This is a genomic window from Gemmatimonadota bacterium, assembly GCA_039715185.1.
Taxonomy (GTDB): domain Bacteria; phylum Gemmatimonadota; class Gemmatimonadetes; order Longimicrobiales; family RSA9; genus DATHRK01.
Window position 1 is genome coordinate 1 of record JBDLIA010000022.1, and the last position, 20,092, is coordinate 20,092.

16 protein-coding genes are annotated in these 20,092 nt (G+C 69.7%); 4 read left to right on the plus strand and 12 right to left on the minus strand.

Annotated features, from left to right (window positions below; all coding sequences use genetic code 11):
• The coding region (locus tag ABFS34_05990) for a tetratricopeptide repeat protein (GenBank protein ID MEN8374984.1) at positions 1–1,445 on the minus strand (1,445 nt) is incomplete at its 3' end.
• 545 nt (positions 1,446–1,990) lie between these two features.
• Here ABFS34_05990 and ABFS34_05995 point away from each other — a divergent pair.
• The 4 genes from ABFS34_05995 to ABFS34_06010 all read left to right on the plus strand — a co-directional run bounded on the left by ABFS34_05995 (position 1,991) and on the right by ABFS34_06010 (position 7,897).
• Positions 1,991–3,166 (plus strand): DUF4105 domain-containing protein, encoded by a 1,176-nt coding sequence (locus ABFS34_05995; protein ID MEN8374985.1) that lies wholly within the window; start codon positions 1,991–1,993, stop codon positions 3,164–3,166.
• Between the two features lie 63 nt (positions 3,167–3,229).
• On the plus strand, positions 3,230–3,832 hold the full coding sequence (locus ABFS34_06000; GenBank protein ID MEN8374986.1) for an LON peptidase substrate-binding domain-containing protein: 603 nt from the start codon (positions 3,230–3,232) through the stop codon (positions 3,830–3,832).
• A 223-nt stretch (positions 3,833–4,055) separates the two neighbouring features.
• Positions 4,056–5,168 carry an HD domain-containing phosphohydrolase gene (locus ABFS34_06005; GenBank protein MEN8374987.1) on the plus strand — a complete coding sequence of 371 codons (1,113 nt, stop codon included), beginning with the start codon at positions 4,056–4,058 and terminating at the stop codon, positions 5,166–5,168.
• Positions 5,169–5,293: 125 nt separating this feature from the next.
• A complete protein-coding gene (locus ABFS34_06010; GenBank protein MEN8374988.1) occupies positions 5,294–7,897 on the plus strand; it encodes an ATP-binding protein in 2,604 nt (867 codons plus the stop codon).
• Between the two features lie 42 nt (positions 7,898–7,939).
• Here the strand turns inward: ABFS34_06010 and ABFS34_06015 are convergent, their stop codons facing one another.
• The 11 genes from ABFS34_06015 to ABFS34_06065 all read right to left on the minus strand — a co-directional run bounded on the left by ABFS34_06015 (position 7,940) and on the right by ABFS34_06065 (position 20,092).
• Positions 7,940–8,128, minus strand: a complete 189-nt coding sequence (locus ABFS34_06015; protein ID MEN8374989.1) for a hypothetical protein — start codon at positions 8,126–8,128, stop codon at positions 7,940–7,942.
• A 3-nt stretch (positions 8,129–8,131) separates the two neighbouring features.
• Positions 8,132–9,907 (minus strand): hypothetical protein, encoded by a 1,776-nt coding sequence (locus tag ABFS34_06020; GenBank protein ID MEN8374990.1) that lies wholly within the window; start codon positions 9,905–9,907, stop codon positions 8,132–8,134.
• Between the two features lie 6 nt (positions 9,908–9,913).
• A complete protein-coding gene (locus ABFS34_06025; protein ID MEN8374991.1) occupies positions 9,914–10,186 on the minus strand; it encodes a hypothetical protein in 273 nt (90 codons plus the stop codon).
• The gene (locus tag ABFS34_06030) at positions 10,183–11,520 is read right to left on the minus strand and encodes a glycosyltransferase (GenBank protein ID MEN8374992.1); all 1,338 of its coding nucleotides are present in this window, start codon (positions 11,518–11,520) and stop codon (positions 10,183–10,185) included. The genes ABFS34_06025 and ABFS34_06030 overlap by 4 nt, the downstream gene beginning before the upstream one ends.
• Complete coding sequence (locus tag ABFS34_06035; GenBank protein ID MEN8374993.1) at positions 11,517–13,694, minus strand: tetratricopeptide repeat protein; 2,178 nt, start codon at positions 13,692–13,694, stop codon at positions 11,517–11,519. Before ABFS34_06035 ends, ABFS34_06030 begins: the two co-directional genes overlap by 4 nt.
• A 3-nt stretch (positions 13,695–13,697) precedes the next feature.
• Positions 13,698–15,239, minus strand: coding sequence for an ATPase domain-containing protein (locus ABFS34_06040; protein ID MEN8374994.1), 1,542 nt, complete (start codon positions 15,237–15,239; stop codon positions 13,698–13,700).
• 218 nt (positions 15,240–15,457) lie between these two features.
• Entirely contained in the window at positions 15,458–16,165 is a 708-nt protein-coding gene (locus ABFS34_06045) for a hypothetical protein (protein MEN8374995.1), read from the minus strand.
• Positions 16,166–16,304: 139 nt separating this feature from the next.
• Positions 16,305–17,684 (minus strand): ATP-binding protein, encoded by a 1,380-nt coding sequence (locus ABFS34_06050; protein ID MEN8374996.1) that lies wholly within the window; start codon positions 17,682–17,684, stop codon positions 16,305–16,307.
• A 33-nt stretch (positions 17,685–17,717) separates the two neighbouring features.
• Positions 17,718–18,164 carry a DUF192 domain-containing protein gene (locus tag ABFS34_06055; protein MEN8374997.1) on the minus strand — a complete coding sequence of 149 codons (447 nt, stop codon included), beginning with the start codon at positions 18,162–18,164 and terminating at the stop codon, positions 17,718–17,720.
• Between the two features lie 5 nt (positions 18,165–18,169).
• Positions 18,170–19,108, minus strand: a complete 939-nt coding sequence (locus tag ABFS34_06060; GenBank protein ID MEN8374998.1) for a type II secretion system F family protein — start codon at positions 19,106–19,108, stop codon at positions 18,170–18,172.
• Between the two features lie 9 nt (positions 19,109–19,117).
• Positions 19,118–20,092 (minus strand): type II secretion system F family protein, encoded by a 975-nt coding sequence (locus ABFS34_06065; protein MEN8374999.1) that lies wholly within the window; start codon positions 20,090–20,092, stop codon positions 19,118–19,120.

Consider the following 20,092-nt stretch of genomic DNA (forward strand, 5'->3'; position numbering starts at 1 on the left):
GCCTCGCTCCACTTCTTTTCCTTGTACGGCCCGTTGATGGCGAAGGCGAAGAGCAGGTTGGCCGCGTCGTCCCCCGAGATGGACCCGGCGTCACGCGCCCGCGACAGCGCCGCGCGCGCGTCCGCCAGCCGGCCCGCCTCGATCAGCCAGGAGGCCATCATGCCGTCGAAGTTGGCGACGCTCTCGTCGATGGCGCGCGCGCTCTCCAGCGTCTCGATGGCGCGATCGAGCTGGCCCGCGTCCTTGCGCACCGTGGCGACCTGCACCAGCAGTCCGGCGTCGTCGGGCAGGGCCGCCTCCGCGCGATCGCCGAAGGCGACGGCGCGGTCGGTCTGCTCCAGCTTGCGCATGGCGTTGAGCATGTTGCGCAGCATGACCGCGTCCGCCGAGTCGGGCTGCGCGGTGAAGACCGCGTCGTAGTTCGCCAGCGCCTTCTCGTACGTGGGGTTGGCCAGGGCCCAATCGGCCTCGTCCTCGGACTCCTCGTAGCGCTGCGCGGCGGGCAGCGCGAAATGCCCGATGTAGAGCTTGAGCGTCATGTCCTCGGGCGCGTACTCGACGCCCTCTTCGGCGAGCGTCAGCGCGCCCGCCGGGTCGCCGGCTTCCATCAGGTCCAGCGCCACGCGCAGCCGCACGTCCACGTTGCCCGGGTCGAGCTCGAGCATCTGCCGGAAGTAGCCCAGCGCGCGCTCGCCGTCGCCCAACAGCGTCGCCGCGTACCCGGCGCTCTGCATCGCGCCCTCGTGCACCGGGTTCTGCTCCAACACTGCATCGAAATCGGACAGCGACCCGTGGACGAGCTGGTCGCGCTCCCCTGGGCTACCGTTGGTGCCCTCCATGCCCTCGGCCTTGCCGAGCTTGGCGCGGCCGCGCGAGTACAGCGCGGTCTGCATGGTGGGGTTGATCGCCAGCGCCTCCTCGCAGGTGCGCAACGCGTTGTCCCACTGCTGGCTACCCACGTAGTCCACGCAGATAGCCGCGGAGCGAAGCTGCTGCACGTAGTCCTGGAAGGCGCCGTGGATCTCCTGGGCGGCGTGGTCGTCGTCGGTGCTCGAGAACTCCGGCACCGTGAACGGCTCGCCGTTGCGCGCGCCCTGGAAGTTGGAGTTCACGATGCGCGTGCTGTTGGTCTCGGTGTACTCCCCGCAGAAGATGAGCTCCACGCTCATCTGCACGGCGAGCTGGCGCCACTGGATGCACCCCAGGTCCTTCTCCTTCAGATCGAACTCGCGCAGCTTCTTGCGGATCTCGTCCCGCTCCACGGACACGTGCGTGTCCATGTCGTCGATCAGGTCGCGCAGCTTCTCCGACACGTCCTTGCCGAAGTTGTCCTTCGCGCCCTCGAGCGGCTCCAGATTCGGAACCAGAACCTTGAAGCGGCCCTGTCCCTGCAGGGGCGGCGCCAACGCAATGGCTGCCGCGAGTGCTAGGAACGGGCCGAGCATCGCGGCTCGCTTTAAGGAGTGCGGGATCATGGGGTGCTCTCTCCGATCGCCTGGTCGGTCGTTGGTACGGCCGCGAATCCAACCGCGACTTTGCCGGCTGTAGATAACCCGGTCCGGCTTGGTTTGTTCGTTTCGGTTTCGCAGGCGCGCACGATACCCGCTAAGGGTTTCCACCGCAAGCGAAATCGGGACGCGCCCATTACTTAGAAGCAAACCAGGGGCCACGCGTCACATCACCGGCGCAGGCAATGGCGGTCGTGGACCGCGGTTGGCGCCGATTCCGGGGTTCGGCGATATTGGCATGCCCGCCGCGGCCGGGCGGGCCCCGAAACCCGTCGGCGTCTGGTCGTCTACCATGGAGAACGTACCTGTCCCATCCGAGTGACACGCCGACGCGAGGCGCGCACAGCGAGCGTCGCCGGGGTCGCCTCGCGGCCTCCCTGGCCGCCGCCGTCCTTCTCGCCACGGCGAGCGCGGCGGTCGGACCGTGGTCGGCCGCGGCTCAGGAGGCCCCGCTCGAATCCCCGGGGCCGGGCGTCTATCTCGTGACCTTCGGACCCGGCGCGGCGGTATGGGAGCGCTTCGGGCACAACGGCATCTGGATCGTCGACAATGAGCTCGGCGTGGACCGGATCTACGACTGGGGCAGGTTCTCCTTCGGCGACGGTTTCGTGAGCCGCTTCCTGAAGGGCTACCTCCGCTACTGGATGGGATCGGCCCCGTCCTGGGCCTACTTCCAGACGTACCGCGAGGTCGATCGATCCATCTGGGTTCAGGAGCTCGCGCTGGACGCGCGGGCCCGGCGCCGACTGCTGGCCTCTCTCCAGGAGCTGGACACCGATGCGCGGCGTTTCTACGACTACAACTACTACACGGATAATTGCTCCACGCGCGTGAGGGACGCCCTCGACGAGGCCGCCGGTGGCGCGCTTGCCCGGCTCCTCCAGGCAACGCCCGCGACCGGCAACTACCGCTCGCACACGCAGCGGCTGACCGCCGTCGATGTGGCCCTGAACGCCGGCCTCCTGCTGGCGATCGGACCGCGCGTCGACGCGCCCGCCACCGCGTGGCAGGAGTCCTTCATCCCCATGGCTCTGCGCGCGCACGTTCGCGCGGCCGAAGTCGCCCGGCCCGACGGCTCGATCGAACCGCTCGTGCGGCGCGAGTGGACCATCCACCAGTCCACCGCGGTCGCGCCCCCCGAGGCGCCGCCCTCCCTCATCCCCAAGCTGCTCGCGTTGGGGTTGGGCCTCGCGGCGCTGATCGCCCTGCTCGGGTCTCGCGCCGGCGCCGCGCGCGCTGGGTGGAGCCGGCGAGGCCTGGCCCTGGTCGTGGGCGGCTGGGGACTGCTCGCCGGCTTGTTGGGGACCATCATCCTGGGCCTCTGGCTGGGCACCGAGCACGTGTTCACCTACGGCAACGAAAACGTCGTCCAGATGACCCCGCTGTCGCTCGGGCTGGCGATCTTGGGACCCATCGCCATCCTGCGCGGCCGCGCCACCCGGCTGGTAGCGGGCCTTTCCGCGGCGGTGGCGGCCCTTTCGGCAATCGGCTTCTTCGCGCAGGTCCTGCCGGGGCTGGACCAGGTGAACGGGGCCATCGTGGCGCTGGCCCTGCCCGTCCATCTCGCGACCGCGTGGGCGCTCAGGGGAGGAGCCGCGTACGGACGCCCTCGCGCGGCTCCAAGGGACGCCGCGGGCGGCGCGCTGGAAGGCGGCTGAGGCACACCTTCGGGCGTGGCCGCCGCCTGGACGAGCCGGCGGTCCAGCGGCTAGTTTGAATACATGAGTAGCCCCAATCGCCGCCTTCCCTTGTTCGTCCTGCCGAGCGTGCTGTATCCAGGCATGCAGATGCCGCTGCACATCTTCGAGCCCCGATACCGACGGATGGTGGCGCGCTGCGTGGAGACGAGCGGCGAGTTCGGGCTCGTCTACCACGACCCGGACGCATCCGGCCCCTTCCTGATCGACGAGGGCAGAGTGGGCTGCGCCGCACGCATTCTGGAGTTCAAGCCCATCCCCGACGGCCGCTCTCTGATCCTCGTGCAGGGCGTGGAGCGGTTCGCCATCCGGGACGGCATCGAGTCCGAGGAGCCATTCTACGAGGCGCTCGTCGAGTCGTACGTGGACTACGCGGCTGTCGGAGCCGGTCTCCGGGCGCGCAGAGCCGACTCCATCGGCTTGTTCCGCGAAGTCGCGGCCAGGGCCATGGACGCCGGGGCCACGCTGCCCTGCGTGGACGAGGACCGCGAGACGTCGTTCCTGCTGGGGGAGCGAATCCACCTCGAGATGGGGTGGCGCCAGGCGCTGCTGGAATCGCGCAACGAGTTCGACCGGCTGGATCGCATAGACGCCGTGCTCAGGGCAGTCCTCTCCCGATACGAATAGGGGTCTCCAGGGGGTCACTCGGCTCTGGCGTTTTGCAAGCCCCGTAACGGATTGCACCGCTCCGAGCGGACGCTTCGTGCCACGCCACTTCAAGTAATACTTCATGTTGTAGCCTTCAACTATCTCCCTTTTATGGTCATTGTGGCGATGTAGGGATATCTGGCATGGCGGCTGCTCAAGTTCTTACGCGCTCCCTGGTCCTGCCAGCTCGTACAAGGGTGTCATGCAAGATCTCGAGTCAGCTAGGATTCTGATCGTCGACGACGAGCCGGCCAACGTCCGGCTCATCGAGAGAGTGCTGCGCGGGGAGGGGTTTCACCACCTCGTGAGCACGACCGATCCCACGGAAGTCCTCACACTTTTCGCCAAGGAAAAGCCGGACCTGATCCTGCTGGACCTGTGGATGCCCGAGAAGGACGGCTTCCAGGTTCTCGAGGACCTGGTGCCGTGGATCCCCCAGGACACCTACCTGCCCGTTCTCGTGCTGACGGGAGACACGAGCGCGGACATCAAGGCGCGCGCTCTCGCCAGCGGAGCCAAGGACTTCCTCACCAAGCCGTTCAGCCCGGGCGAAGTGCTGCTGCGCATCAAGAACCTGCTGGAGACGCGCATGCTCCACCTCCGTGCGGAGGTGCACAACCACCTCCTGGAGGAGATGGTTCGCGAGCGCACGCGCGACCTGCACCAGGCGCGCCTGGAGATTCTACAGCGCCTGGCCCGGGCCGCGGAGTACCGCGATGACCAGACCGGCGAACACACCAGGCGAGTGGGCGAGCTGGCGGGCCGGCTGGCGTCGCGCATCGGCGCGCCCGAAGAGCACGTCGAACTGATCCGGCGCGCCGCGCCTCTGCACGACGTCGGCAAGATCGGGATTCCGGACGGCGTCCTGCTCAAGCCGGGCCGGCTTTCCCCCAAGGAGCTGGACCTGATGCGGCAGCACTGCGCAATCGGGGCGAACCTGCTCTCCGGCAGCGGCGTGCCCCTGCTGGACGTCGCCGCCACCATCGCGCTCACGCACCACGAGCGCTGGGACGGCACCGGCTATCCCGAGGGCCTGAAGGGGGAGAGCATCCCGCTCGCGGGCCGAGTGGTAGCGGTCGTCGACGTATTCGACGCGCTGCTCCACGAGCGTCCCTACAAGGCCGCGATGGAGCTTCCCGAAACGGTGCAGGCGCTGGAGGACGGCCGAGGCACGCATTTCGATCCCGTGGTACTGGACGCGTTCCTGGACATGATCCGCGAGAGCCTGACCGGTGAGCCCGCGCTCGGCGTTGAAGCCGCAGGGGAACTCGCTGCGGCGCACGGGCGACCGACGGATGGAGGTCGGGCCGCCTGACGGCCCTGCCACGCCGCGGCCCACCGATGTCAGAACCCGCCGACGCACGCACTCCGGACGCGGAAGCCGTCGGCAATGTCGCTTCGGTGACCGCTCCGAGGGACGCTCACGAGGGTCCGCGGACCGTGGACGTAGGGTTCCTCTCCTCCTGGGACCTGATCCGGGACCGGCTGGTGGGGGCGTCGCGCTGGAAGGTCATGAGTGGCCCGATCGCCACCGCCACCGCGCTCGTGTCCATGGAGCTGATGGCTTCCTTTGGCGTGGACATCGTTCCGGTACCGGTCGTCGCCCTGTTGTTGGTCCTGTACTCGGCGGTGGTAGGCGGACTTCTACCGGGGGTCACGGCCGCGGCGTTCGTGACCGGATACCACGCCTACTTCGTCGCGATGCCGGACCGCAGCCTGGGGGCCATCGACCTCAGACCGTTCTACATCCTCGCCACGGCGGCCCCGGCGGCGGCTCTCGCCCCGAGGGTGGTGCGGGACTGGTTCGGCGAGCTCTTCCTGCAGAACGACACCGAGAAGGCGCGGGCGCTGGAGCGCGCGCGCTTCCTGGCGGAAGCCAACGCGCTCCTCGACACCTCGCTGGGCTTCGATACGACGATCGAGCGGCTGGCCTGCCTGCCTGTCCCGCGGATGGCCACGTGGACGGCCGCCTACGTGTACGACGAAGGCGGCAGGCTTCAGCGGGTCGCGGTGCACGCGGACGCACAGGAACTGACCAGCACGCTGGAAACCGCCTTCAGGCGCGCGCCACTTTCCCCCAACCACCCGCACCCCCTCGACGGTGTCCTGGCGGTCGCCGGGTCGGGCGAGGTGTTGCGCAAGGAGCCCGACAATCGCGCCCACCTGGCGCTGTACGCGCGCACCAACCAGGAGCGCCTCGAGCTGGAGGCGCTACAGCCCCGAGAGATCCTGATGGTCCCCATGCAGGCGCGGGGACGCCCGCTGGGGGCGATGGTATTCGCGCGGACCGGTGAGGGCGCGGGCTTCTCGCGCCATGACGCGGAGCTCGCGAGCGAGTTCTGCATGCGCGCCTCGCTCGCGGCGGATAGTGCCCGGCTGTACGACGCGGCGGTGTCGGCGCGGGCGGAGGCGGAGGCGGCCACGGTCCGGGTCAGCGGCATCCTGGAGAGTCTGACCGATGGCTTCCTGGCCTTCGATGAGGAGTGGCGCTTCAGCTACGTCAACGGCACCGGGGAGCGTCTGTGCGGACGCCCACGACGGGAGCTCCTCGGGCGCGACTTCTGGGAGGCGTTCCCCGAGCTTCTCGGCACGCGCTTCCACCGGATCTGCCTGGAGGCGGCCGAGGGACGGCGCGCGCGCCGGATGGAGCTACAGCTCCACTCGTTCGCCGACGCGCCCTGGCTCGAGGTGAACATCTTCCCATCGGTGAACGGCGTGTCGATGTTCTGCAGGGACATCTCCTCCCGCCGGGAGGTGGAGGACGCCCTCTCTCATAGCGAAGCGCAGCTCCGCCAGTCGCAGAAGATGGAGGCGGTGGGCCGCCTCGCGGGTGGAGTCGCGCACGACTTCAACAACATCCTCATGTCGATCATGGGGTACGCGGAGTTGGTCAACAGCAGGCTGCCCGACGACGAGGCGCTGCGCTCCGACATGGCCGAAATCAGCCGTGCGGCGGGCCGGGCCCAGGCGCTCACACGCCAACTCCTGGCGTTCAGCCGCAAGCAGGTCCACGAGCCGCGGCCGCTGGACCCCAACGAGGTGATCGAGCAGGTCCAGCGTATGCTGAGGCGGCTCATTGGCGAAGACGTCGCCCTGGTCACTCACCTCGATCCGGCGGTGGGCACCGTGCACGGCGACCCGAGCCAGATCGAGCAGGTCCTGCTGAACCTGGCGGTGAACGCGCGCGACGCGATGCCGCTCGGCGGAATCCTGACAATCGAAACGGCCAACGAGGCGCCCGATCCCGCGCGCGACTTCGGCTCCGAGGTGCTCACCGGGCCGTGCGTGCGCATCTCGGTGACCGACACCGGCGAGGGCATCCCCGAGGACGTGCTCCCCAACATCTTCGAGCCCTTCTTCACCACCAAGCCGCGAGGCAAAGGCACCGGCCTGGGGCTGGCGACGGTGTACGGTGTCGTCACGCAGATCGGCGGCGACATCGCGGTGCGGAGCGTACCGGGCAGGGGTACGCGGTTCGACATTCTGCTCCCGCGGGATGCCGCGCCGCCGGTGCCCCTCGACGGGTACGCTGCATCAATGCCCGCAGACGAGCCGGATCCCGGCGACGAGACGTCCTCCGCCACGGTCGCCGGGGACGTCGAGAGCAGGCGTCCGAGCCGCTCGCCCGGCCCAGCGCGCGCCGGTACCCCCCTCACCTCCAACGGCATCGTCATCCTCGTCGTGGAGGACGAAGACGCCGTGCGCCGCTTCGTGAGCGACGTCCTGCGACTCAATGGCTACGAAGTGGTGTCGGCCGAAAACGGCAGGCTGGCGTTGGACGCGCTGGCCAGCGGCGTGAACCCCGACCTGGTGCTGACCGACGTGGTGATGCCCGAATTGGGCGGCCGCGAGCTCGCCGAGCACCTGGTCGCGGAAAGGCCCAGCCTGCGGGTGCTGTTCATGTCGGGGTACGCTGAATCGGAAGTGGCCCATCAGGGGGCGCTGGCGCCGGGGACGGAACTGCTGGAGAAACCCTTTGGGTCGGACGCCCTGCTCGACGCCGTCCGGACCGGCCTGTCCCGACCCGAATCGGGCGCGGCCTAGGGGGCGGGCAAAGCGGCGTCCTGAGACCCCGAATGCCCCACCCTACGCGCTACCCCCTCCTCGCGGCCGCAGCGCGTACAGGGCCGCGACCACGGCGATGGCCGACAGGATGAAGATCCACGAGGTGTTGAAGTTGTTGACGATGGCGGACGCCACCCCCTTCACGAACCCCCACAAGTCTCCCAGCACCCTCAGCAGAAACTGCCCGAAACGAATCAACGCCTGCTGCATGGTCTAATCCTCCTCCACCGGGGCGGTCTGCGCCGGCCCCGCCGGTTCGAGTCGTACCGTGAGCTGCTCGGCGGGCCCGAGCGAGGGCAACCGCACGACCGCCCTGTCGGCCCCCGCACGATCGGCGATCAGCACCGCGCCCTCCAGCGGACGCGCCCCCCCGTTACGAACCACTACCTCCCTGCCGTCCGCGCTCAAGGTGAGCTCCACGCTCGCGCGTGCTCGCCACCATCGTGCCACGTCGGTGGCCGTGCCGGCCCACAGGGTCGAGTCCCCGGCGACCTCGTCCAGCAGCGCCACGAGCGTCGGCAGCAAATCCCGGCGCCCCAAGGTATGCGCGTGCGTGCCCAGGACGTAGAGCCCCCTGAACTCGGCGACGAGGTCCAGGTCCGCCAGGAATCGCCCCACCAACTCACCACGATCACGCACCCCGTCGACCGTCAGGTAGTGGAAATCGTCCGGCGTGGCGCGGACGATCAACACCACGGAGTCCCGTCCGAGCGGGACGATCTCGGGGCCTGCCGTGCGCACGTCGCTCGTTCCGTAGACGTACTCGCCTCCCGCGGCCCGCCAGGCGGCCAGGGTGCGTGCGTCGGGGACCCCGCCGCCGGAGTGAAACCCGAGGGCCGGTGCGCCCGCCGCTCTGCCCACGGCCTCGCGACCCTCGTTCAACAGGCGCGCGCGCCGATCCTCGGGCCCGGCCTCCGCGCGATCTCCCGCGGCGGGACGGAGCCCCACCTCACCCACCCGCGCCGCGATCCGAACCGCCTCCTCGTGCTCTCGCGCGGCTGGCCCGGCGATGAAGAAACTCACGGGGATACGGTCCGCCGATGCCGCCGCCACGTTGCGCACGTTCTCCGGCCGCGTTTGAACGTCCTGCGCGACGACGACCCCGGCCCTGGCGGCGCCCGGCCACGACGCCAACTGCACCACCGGCCTGCCCGCCGCCCAAAGCGCCGCGTTCGCGGCTAGCCGCCGAGCCACGTCCCTGCTCCAGCCCGGTTCGGCGTGGGTGAGCGCGAACCCGAACACCACGGAGCGCCCGACCCCCACCAGCGAACGCGCGATCGCCCCATCGAAGAACCGCTCATCGTTCGCGGCCATGGGCACGCGCACGAAGTCGCCGTAGTAGACGTCGCGATCGCCTCCGCGGAACACGAACTGGTTCGCCGCGGGGCGAACCTCGAGCCGCGCGCCGGGCGGCACCCCCGCCGCCAGCGTGGTCTCTCCCAGGGCCACCGCGAAGCGCGAGCCACCCCGTTCGTCGAGTCGCGCCACCTGACTCGCGCCCCCCAGCAGCGAGTGCAGCAGCGTATCCGCCGTGGGGGCGCAGGTCCGGCCGCCGTAGCCCACTGGCCCCACGGCGACGAGCCCGCCGCCGGCCGAGAGATGGCGTACGATCAGGTTGCGCTGCGCCGCGCCCAGGCAGGCGCCCCACGGCACGATCAGCGCGGCCGCATCGCCCGGTCCCACGATGCGCGCGCCGCCCTCGACCAGAAGCTCCCGCCAGGCGGAGACCTCGGCGGCGTAGAATCCCGGCGGGGTCACGCGGACGTTCTCCGGCTCCTCCAGGATGGCGACCACCGCGCCGGCCAGTGAGCCCAGCGGGACCGCGGCGGGAAGAGCTGTCGGCGCCACCTCCGGGCCGGGCTCCGGCGTACCCACCAGGCCCGAGGTGGGCGGCAGCGTCCGCCACAGCCAGAGGCCGCCGAACGCGAGTCCCGCCAGCAGCGCCAGCGAGCCGAGCATGGCCGCGAGCCTCGAGCGCGTGCCTGCCACGGCGGGCTAGCCCCCCTCCTCCGGTTCCGGCTCGGAAGCCGGGCGCCCCAGCCCGAGCCCGAGCGGGTCGGGCGCAGCCTGCGGACGCTCACCCCGAGCATCGCTCAGCGCCGGAAGCCGCACGCGCTCGAAGAACATCGGCCCTTCGCGCTCTAGTTCCTCCGGCGCCGGTCGCCGTCGCTCGCGCACGCGGAACGCGGCGTAGCTGGTCGCCGCGAGCGTAATCGTAACGACGATGGTCACGACCATGACCAGCACGATGACCTCCAGGACGTTCATACGGGCCTTCCCACTCGTTCGAGCTTGCCCCACGTCATCTCGAGCTTCAGCGCCTCCTCTACGGAGGCGAGCAGCTTGGCGACGTCGATGAACAGGATGAAGAAGAAGCGGTAGATGACCGCGAGCGGCACGAGGGACAGGTCCTCGCCCTCGATCGCCACTGTGTGAAGCGCCGCGGCGACGTCCAACAGCGTCAGCAGCAACCACCAGCTCACCACGTATGCGCCGGCGTCGAACGCCAGGAAGATGCCGACGAAGAACAGATTGCCGACCACGTTCATGAACGGCCAGATGACCGCCTCGAACAGCATCATGGCCACCGACAGCCACACCGCCGGGTCGGTCCTCGGGTTGAGCAGAGCTGAGCGGCGCTTGCCCATCGCCTGCAGAATTCCACGCGTCCAGCGATAGCGCTGGCGAAGCAGGCCCATGAGGTTCTCCGGCGCCTCGGTGTAGGCGATGGCGTCGGGCGCGTATTCGATGCGGTAGCCGTTCGTGAGGATCTTCAGCGTGAGATCCGCGTCCTCGGCGAAGGTGTCGCTGTCGTAGCCGCCGACCTGCCGCAGGACGTCGCGGCGGAACACGCCTATGGGGCCCGGAATGATGTTGACCGCGCGCAGGAACCCCTGGGCGCGGCGCGGCATGTTCAGCCCCTCGATGTACTCGAGCGCCTGCAGCCGGCTCCACAGGTTGCGCCGATTCTCCACCTTTACGTTGCCCGCCACCGCCGCCACGCGTGGGTCTCGAAAGTGCCGCATGGCCGCGCGCAGAGAACCCGGGGCCAGAGTCGAGTCGCCGTCTATGCAGCAGACGAACGGGAACCGCGCCAGCGCGATGCCCGTGTTCAGCGCCGCAGCCTTGCCCGCGTTGGCCTTGCTCACGACCCGCACTGTCGCCTTGCCGTGCCGGCCCTCCAGTGCTGACGCCCGGGCCGCCGTGTCGTCTGTGCTGCCGTCGTCGATGACCAGCACCTCCAGCCGCGGGTAGTCCAGCCGCAGCACGGAGCGGATGGCGTCCTGGATCACGCGGCCCTCGTTGAACGCCGGGATCAGCACCGATACCGGCGGCAGCATCGCCGGTGTCGCCTTGCGCTCTTCCTCCGGGCCGATCGCCTGCTCGACGTGCTGCAGGTAGCCCAGCCAGAGGAGCACGATGTAGCGCAGCACCAGGATGCCCAGGAAGAGGATCAGCGTCACCACGGTGGCGCGGACCAGCACGTTCTGGATATCGGGCGGGGCGAAGAATGACCAGATGAGCACCGACAATACGCCCGCCAGCCCGACGACGAGCAGGATGCCTGACACGAACAGCAGCGTGTAACGGGGGCGCCTCATGGCCAGGTGGGCCTCGTCACCCACTGGACGCTGAGCAGAGCGCCCCGGTAGCCGTCCTCGAAGGCGGCGCCGGTCCAGTCCATCGACGCCAGCACGTCCCACCCGTCGCCCGCGAGGTTCATGTCCAGCCCCGCGCCCAAGAAGAACACCTCCTCGTCGAAGAAGCGTCGCTCCGGGCCGCGTTCGCGCACGAACACGTAGGACGGGCGCACCCGCAGGCCGGCGAATCGGTCGACGCCGATCTTGCGCTCGTAGGCCAGGCCCACGCTCGGCGCCACGTAGTAGTCCGGCGTCCAGTACAAGGGGTCGCCGTCGAGCGCCGGTGAGTCCCCCGTCGTACCCACGAACGCGACCCCGGCCAGCGCCGAGAAGCCGGCGCCCAACGGCCTGCGCGCGTCGAGAGAGGCACCGATGCGCCACGTTTCGCCGAGATCGGAGGCCAGGAACTCGTTCTCGGAGGCCACCGACAGGCTCCACGACCCCGCTCGCGTGGCGACGCCGCCTCGCACCAGGTGGGACATAACGTCGGCCCCGACCGCCGCGGAGGTGGCAGACCGGCGGACCGCGGGGCCCAGGTCGTAGGCCGCCTCCAGGCGGGTGCCGGGGCGCGGATCCCAGGTAATGCCCACCGTCGCGGTGGGGTGGGTCCCTGCCCGCTCGAACCCGTGCGCGCCGAGGCCCAGCGTCAGCCAGGTGCGATCGGAGGTCGTGAAGCGCGCCTGGCCGCTCAGCGCGAACCCGACCGCGGTCAGGTCCAGATCGTCGACCGGGAAGCCCTGTAGCACGTCCGAGCGGCCACTAACAGACCAGACCGCGCGTTCGCCGAACCACGTCCGCGTGACCGCGTTGGAGAACCAGCGGAACGCCTGATTGTCGCCGAAGGTCTCGTTGATTGCCGACCACCGGCCCGCGGGCGGCGGGCGCTGCGTGCTATCGGGGGCGGGCGGGCGGGCCTCCAACGCCGCGCTCGCCAGCTCCAGGCCGCGCGCGGCGCGTTGGTCGTCCGGGCGGGCCTCCAGCGCGGACTCGTAGAGCCGGGCGGCGTCGGGGGAAGACCCCGCCCACCACTCGATGTCGGCCAGCAGCAGCAGGCCGTCGGGGTCTTGGGGACGCTCCGCAAGCGCGGTCCTCAGATCCCGGCGCGCTTCCTCCCAACGCTCCTGCCGCGCGAGCAGGCGGGCGCGTTCGATGCGGAGCGTCGGGTCGTCGGCCGACGCGAGCAGGGCGGAGTAGGTCGCCAAGGCCTCGTCCGTACGGCCGGCCCAGGCCAGCGCGCGCGCCAGCCGGACGCGCACGTCGCGGCTCGGATCGGCCCTCTGCGCATACCTGTCGAGCGCGTCCGCGGTCGCGGCGGCGGAGTCCGCCTGCGCCGCCGCCGCGGCGTACTCCAGCCACAGCGAATCCGCGAACTCACCGCTCCACGCCGCGTAGCGCAGGTGCACCAGCGCTTCGCCGTGGCGGTCCTCGCGCGCCAGCGCGCGCCCGAGCCACAGCCGTTCCAGGGGCGCGTCGTTCTCGGCCAGCCACGCCGCCGCCTCCGCGGCGCTCGGCCGCAGCCCGCCGCGGATCTCGCGCAGCAGAGCGGTCGCCTCCACGTCTCCCGGCCGGACGTCCAGTACCCGGAGGACGGCCGAGCGCGCCGGCACCGGCTGCGCCGCCCACCAGCGGTAGCGCGCCAGCTCGAGCCAGAGCCCGGCGTCGTCGGGGCGCGCGGACGTCAGCGCCTCCAGCTCGCGCGCGGCGGCCTGCGGCTGGCCGCCCCACGCCAGCGCGCGTGCGTATTCCCGGCGGACGCCGAACGGACGGTCGCGCTCGGACAGGGTCTCGAAAAGTCGGCGGGCCGCGGCGTAGTCACCAGCCCCCACGGCGGCGCGCGCCCGGTCCAGCGTCGTGCCGGGGGCGCCCTGCACCCTCAGAGGCGGCGCGGGACGTTCGGGCGGGGTCTCACGCGCCAGCGCGGGCAGCTCGTTCGTTCGGCGCGGCGTAACGCCGCCGGTCGGTCGAACGGGATCCCGCCGCGGAGCGTTGCGCGCCACGGGGCTGCCGAAGACGTCCGACTGCGACAGTCCTGGCGGCGGGTCGTACAGGACGTACAGCGCCCCCATGCTCACCACGGTGAGGGCCGCCGCGATCAGCAGGAACCGCGGGAGGTAGCCGCCCCCGCCAGTCGCCACGCCTCAGGCCCCCGCGATCGCGGGGCGCCCGGTAGCGCCGTTCTCCAACCACGCCAGAACGCCCTCGCGGTCGGCCGGATAGGAAAACATGGAGGTGTGGTCCAGATCGGCCAGCCCGGGCTCGGCCGAAACCAGGCGCGTAAGGAGCGAGCGCACGTGCTTGCGATGGATGTCGTGCAGGTAGAGCGCCACCCTGCCGTCCTCCATCACCGCCACCAGATCGCCGTCGCGCACGCGCAGCCGCTCCAGCAGAAGCCGGCCGGCCTCCGCCGTCGAAAGATCGGCCGGGCCCAGCTCGACCAGCGCGAAGTAGGCGTGGCGCGCACGCTCCACGTGCTCGCGCAGGAGGCCTCGGAAGTCGCCCGCGGCGAGCGGAACTGCCTCGCCGTTGCCGTCCGTCGGCTGCGATCCCGGCGGCGCGGATGCCACCGCGCCTTCGGCGATGCGCCGGTGGCCACGCGCGCGCGCGTTGTCGATGCGCGCGAGCAGCTCGGACGGGCTCAGCGTGTCCTCCAGGAAGTCGTCCCCGCCCGCGCGCAGACCCTCGGCGCGCGTCTGCCCGCGCAGCCCCCGGGTCGAAGACACGAACAGGATGGGCGCGCCGTTGCCCGCGCGCCGAAGCTCCTGCGTCAGGCTGAGCGCCGGCTCCGGCCGCATGGGATCGAGCGCCACCAGGAGGGCTCCGTAGTTGGCCGAAGCCAGGTCACCGAAGGCGCGCGCGACCGAATCGAACGCGTCCAGTTGGTAGGCGTCGCGCAGCGGCGGCAGCCATTCCGACGGGAACTCCGCGCCGTGGCTCAGGAGCACCACCCGGCGCCGCGATTCCTCGGGCAACTCGTCGTGCGAGCGCAGCGACAGCTCCTCCACTATGCCCGCGCCAGGCCGGATGCTGAACCGCACGGACTCCGTCGAACCCAACCGCTGACGCAACTTGCGCACGGTCATCTGACGCGCGGAGCCGGCCAGGTTCTCGAAATGGAAAATCCCCGCCGCGCCGGCGCTGATGCGATTGTAGATGCGCCGGTAGTAGGTCTCGCTCAGGTCGCCCGGCACGGTGATGAACGTCGTGCACGGGATCTCGTCCAGGAACTGGGCGAAGGCGTCCACGGCCTCCTCGGCCGCCATGCCGCCCTCCAACAGCGGCAGGACCGAGTCGATCACGAAGCGGTGCGGAATCTGATCCCAGAGCAGCGACTTGAGCTCCTCGTACACCATCGCGGGATCAGCCACCCGGCTGTAGTGGCGCTGGAAATCGAGCCGGTAGCGATAGAAGGCGAGGCGCTCGGCGCCGGCGGCCTCCTGGAAGTCGTAGCCCAGATACTCCGCCTGCGCGAACAGATCCGCGGGGTCGTCCTGCGTGAGAATGGCGCACGTCTCGTGCGCCTCCAGGCCCGTCCCCATGAAGTGGAGGGCCGTGGAGGTCTTGCCCGAGCCCGGCGCGCCGCTCAGGACGTAGTAACGGCCCGAGATCAGCCCGCCGACGCGTTCATCGAAGGGGCGTACCCCTATCGAGACGGTCTTGGGTTCTATCGTTGGTTGCGCCACGGGGAAGCGCTCCGAGACTGGCATCCGCATGGTTTCCCTATCCACCCCCACCCATGACAACTTTCGTACCGCCTTCGTCGGCGCCACGATGCACCGCCATACGGGGCAAACCCGCCCTCACGCCCAGCGCGGGCGCCATGCCCGGGAACGCCGCGTTACGCTCCGGCCGTAACGCGATGTTTCACGCGGGGCCTCCGCGCGGGAGGGCTCAGAGTCCGCTAGGAGTCGCCGTCTTCGTCCGCGGCGTCCTCGTCCTCGGACTGGGACCCGTCGTCGGGCGGTGGCGCGGCCACGGCTCCCGCGCCCGCGCCCCCCTCCATGATGGCGAGCTCCGGCTCACCGAAGCGGTCCACACCGATGCCGGCGCGGGTCAGCCCACGACGATCCGCGAAGACGAGCGACGAGGACCGATCGCCGGACACGCCGAGCACGGCGCGCGCGCTTCCGTCCTCGTCCGCGAAAACGAGGTTGCTCACATCGGGCAGGTGCGCCAGCACCACCCGCTGATTGCCCTCCTCGTCCAGAAAGGCCACGCCGGGCGCGCCGCCCTGGTCCAGAACCGAGAGACGCATGCGCACGCGGCCCTCGGTGTCCAGCAGGGTCAGCCTGGCCCCGCCGTCATCTCCGGCGCGCCACGTGCCGCGCACGGTCCCTTCGGCGTCCGCCAACTGGTACTCGCGGGCGGTCACCGTGTTGGCCGCCCAGGCGGGCATGCCTCCGGACCGGAGTTGCGTGAAGTAGAAAAAGCCCATCCCGAGAGCCAACACCAGGAGGACCAGGATGACGCCACCCAAGGCGTGCAGGCGGCGGTTGGACCGCTCTACGCGCTTGAGACGATCGACGACGATGTCCTCGAACTCGCGCGCGAGCTCCTCGACAGTCTTTCCGCCCGACAGAGAGCCCGAAAGCCCCTCGTTCACCGGCATGACCCGCTCCGTTCCCGTCGGTGTTCCCTGCGGATGCGCGCTGCCGTCGGCAGATCGCACCCGAACCCCTACCCAGCCCTACCCCCGGTCGGGCCACACGCCCCACGTCCGCCCATTCGGCTCGGCGGACGGCTTGTGATCAGCCTACGCCGGCCTCTCGCATGTCATCGGCCGCCATGACCCGGAAGTACGAGTCGCACGCCGAGTCTATGAGCTCGGGCGTCAGCTTCGGCTCCGCCTCGACATACCGGGCGTAATCGAGCACGTGGTCGGTGATGTCGCGCGGATGACACCCGCGCGGCTCGATCCCGATCGACCCGTAGTACTTGCGGTAGATGTACTCCACCGCGCGCGGATCATAAGGGATGCTGCGACCCTCGCAGGCTCGCTCGAAGATGATCTCGTACTGGTCCCTGTTCGGGCTAGGCACTTCGATCTTGTAGTGAATTCGCCGCATGAACGCCTCGTCCACAAGGTCGCTGGGATCGAGGTTCGTGGCGAATATGATCAGCGCGTCGAACGGCACCGGGAATTTCACGCCGGTGTGCAGCGTCAGGTAATCCCGCCGCTTCTCGAGCGGCACGATCCAACGATTGAGCAACTCGTGCGGCGGCACCCGCTGGCGCCCGAAGTCGTCGATGATGAGCACGCCTCCGTTCGCCTTCACCTGGAAGGGCGCCTGATACATCTTCGTGTGCCGGTCGTACTCGAGGTCGAGCTGGGTCATGGTCAGCTCACCGCCGGTCATCACGATGGGCCGCCGAATGTGCACGAAGCGGCGGTCGTAGGGCCTTTCCTTGCGGACCAGCAGGTCGTCCACGCTGCCGTCGCCCTCTTCGACCTGCTTCTCGACCCGCTGGTGGTGGACCGGATCGAACAGCACGACGACCTGACCGTCCACGTCGATCGCGAACGGCACCCAGACGCTGGCGCTGCCCATCAGGCGGGCGATGATCTCGGCCATGTGGGTCTTGCCGTTCCCCGGCGCCCCGTAGAGGAACAGCGACTTGGCGGAGTTCACCGCGGGCCCGAGTGCCTCGAATAGAGCTTCGTCCAGCACGAGGTCGTCGAACCCCTCGCGGATCCGGCTGCGCGTGATGTGGACCTCGCCCACCGACTGTTTGAGGGTGGCGGCACGATAGTGCTCCAGCGGTACCGGAGCGGGGCCGACGTACTGATTCCCCTCCAGCGCCTCGCGGGCCCGCTCTCGACCTTCGCCCGATATGTCGAAGGTGTAGCCGCCGCGTCCGTGGCCCTGCGTGTTGCGGACCTCGATGAAGCGGCGCTGCTGCAGGTCCAGCAGCACGTTGTCCACTATGTCGAAGGGCAGCGCCACGGTTTTCGTGAGGCTGTCCCCGCTGCGCGCGCCCTGCACGTAGAGCACCTTCAAGAGCAGGTCGGCCACCGCCTCCTCCGAGAGGCCCGTCTCCTCCACGCTCTCTGGGACCGGCGGTATCCAGCCCTCGCTCGAGTCCCTCGCGATGGGCGGCGCCCCCGCGTTCATTTCAGCCGTTGCCACGGGCTCCCCCCTTTTGAGTCTGGTGCACGTTCATCACGGGGAGAGGACGTGCTCTTGTGACGATGCTTGCGCGCGCGAGGCGTCGGACGGCTCGGGCGCGACCTCGGCCAACACCCGCTCCGCTGCGACCGGTTGCCAGACGAGCTTGTCGCCGACGCGCGTGCCGCTGGCCTCTATGGTCCCTGTGGGAATCTCCAGGGCGTAGTGCGAGCCCTTGATGAAGCCGGTACGCGTGCCCGGCGCCAACTCCGGTCTCAGGTCCACGACGGTGCCCTCCTGGTCGAGGAACACCACATCCAGGGCGTATTTCATTCCGTACATGTGGATGCCCTTGCACGGCACGATCAGCAAGCCCTCGCCGGGTGCCGGCTCGGGCCTCCCGAGCATCCCCCGCAACCGCGTCCAGTGCGTGCCCGCCACCGCCACGCGTCCGCCCAGTACGCTCTGGCGCGTGGCGTTGCGCACGTCGATACGCCGCATGCGCTTCATCCGCCGAAGCCGCCGCCGGTCACCAGGACGCGGTAGATCTGGATTGCGGCGGGCCCGAGGATTACGGTGAAGATCGCCGGGAATACGCAGAACACGAGCGGCGGAATCAGCTTGATGGTGGTCTTGGCCGCTGCCTCTTCCGCGCGCTGCCGGCGCTTGGTGCGCATGGTGTCGGCCTGCGTGCGCAGCGCGGTGGACACGGACGTACCGAAGCGGTCGGTCTGGATCAGGATTGCGGTGAGCGCGCGCACGTCGTCCACGCCGGTCCTCTCCGCCAGGTTCCGCAGCGCCTGCTGGCGCTCGGCTCCCGCCCTGATCTCCAGGTTCACGAGCGCCATCTCTTCGCTCATCTCCAGGCTCACGTGGCGGATCTCCTCGGACACGCGCACGAGCGCCTGGTTCAAGCCGAGTCCCGCCTCCACGCACACGACCATCAGGTCCAGCGCGTCGGGCAGCGCCTTCTGGATCTTGAGCTTGCGCTTCTTCTGCTTGCGCCCGACGTAGAAGCTGGGCCCCACCCAGCCGAGCGCCGCCGCGGACAACCCGCGCACGAGCAGCATGTTGGGCGCGGCCCCCGACGCTGCCCCGATGGCGAGCAGCGAAAGCCCGAGCCCCGCGGTCAGGAACAACCTCACGCCCCAGAACACCGCCGGGGCCGTGGGGCTCCGGTACCCCGCCTGGATCAGGCGCTGGCGGATCTCCGCGGCGTCCTTGCGCCCCTGGTCCACCTTGGACCCCAGCCGGCGCAGGAACAGCTCGAACTGCGCGCGCCGATCCTGCCGACCCGAATGCTCGGCGCTGACCCCCGCGTACCCCAGGCGGCGCAGCTCCGAAAGGCGCTGCGTGACGGACCGAGGCCGGCTGGGAGCAGCGTCGGCCGCCCCTATGATCAAGAGGATGACCGTCAGGCCGATGAGAAGAGCTGGGATTACCATGGATTCTCCTCAGATGTCGATGTCCACGACCTGGCGGATCCACAGGAAGCCGATCACCTGTAGAATCAGCGCGGCGCCCAGGAAGAAATGCCCGAGCGGGTCGGTGAACAGCGTGAGGATGTATTCCCGATTCAGGAAGTAGAACAGGATCCCCATGATGATCGGCAAGCCGGCCAGCAGGTAGCCTGTCATGCGACCCTGCGCGGTCCGCGTCCGAATCTCGCGCTGGATCCGGAAACGCTCGCGAATGGTGTGAGAGATGCTGTCCAGGATCTCGGCCAGGTTGCCCCCGACCTCGCGTTGGATGAGCACCGCGGTCACGAAGATACGGATGTCCAGGAGCGGGTTGCGATCGGCTAGCGACAGCAGCGCGTCCTGAACCGGCAAGCCGAAACGCTGCTCCTCGAAGGCGCGCCTGTACTCCTCACCCAGCGGGGCCGGCAGCTCCTCCGCGACCATCTTGATCCCCGCAGAGAACGGGTGGCCGGCGCGCAGCGCGCGACCCATCAGGTCGATCGCCTCCGGCAGTTGCTCCTCAAGCTTGCGCATGCGGCGCGCCCGCTTGCGCGTCACGTACATGTACGGCAGGCCTCCGCCGATCGCCGCGGTGACGAGCGCCACGCCGAAGCTGTTCGAGAACACGAAGCCGGACAACCCACCGCCGATGGTGAAGCCGACGGTGGCCATGAGGAACGTGCCGATGGACCAACTCAGGTCCGCCTGCTCCATGGCGGTCTGGATCCCGCGCATGCGCGTGAACCGATCGGCGAACGCCTCTAGCGCGGTCTGCTGGTGCAGCGGCCGAAGCAGGTCGGAGGGCGCGTTGGAGCGCGAGGCGAGCGTCTCGAAGTCCATGCTCTCGAGGCGGCTGGCGAGCGTCTTCTTGTCACGTACGTCGCGTAGCCCCTCCCACGACAGTGACATGATCACCACCAGCGCCGCGACCGCGACGAAAACCAGAATGGGCAGCAGGAGCGATCCCAT

Bases quoted from the DNA above. Each gene is read 5' to 3' on its own strand.
- ABFS34_06000 (MEN8374986.1), top strand. From the start codon at position 3,230: ATGAGTAGCCCCAATCGCCGCCTTCCCTTGTTCGTCCTGCCGAGCGTG.
- ABFS34_06005 (MEN8374987.1), top strand. From the start codon at position 4,056: ATGCAAGATCTCGAGTCAGCTAGGATTCTGATCGTCGACGACGAGCCG.
- ABFS34_06015 (MEN8374989.1), bottom strand. From the start codon at position 8,128: ATGCAGCAGGCGTTGATTCGTTTCGGGCAGTTTCTGCTGAGGGTGCTG.
- ABFS34_06025 (MEN8374991.1), bottom strand. From the start codon at position 10,186: ATGAACGTCCTGGAGGTCATCGTGCTGGTCATGGTCGTGACCATCGTC.
- ABFS34_06030 (MEN8374992.1), bottom strand. From the start codon at position 11,520: ATGAGGCGCCCCCGTTACACGCTGCTGTTCGTGTCAGGCATCCTGCTC.
- ABFS34_06045 (MEN8374995.1), bottom strand. From the start codon at position 16,165: ATGCCGGTGAACGAGGGGCTTTCGGGCTCTCTGTCGGGCGGAAAGACT.
- ABFS34_06055 (MEN8374997.1), bottom strand. From the start codon at position 18,164: ATGCGGCGTATCGACGTGCGCAACGCCACGCGCCAGAGCGTACTGGGC.
- ABFS34_06060 (MEN8374998.1), bottom strand. From the start codon at position 19,108: ATGGTAATCCCAGCTCTTCTCATCGGCCTGACGGTCATCCTCTTGATC.
- ABFS34_06065 (MEN8374999.1), bottom strand. From the start codon at position 20,092: ATGGGATCGCTCCTGCTGCCCATTCTGGTTTTCGTCGCGGTCGCGGCG.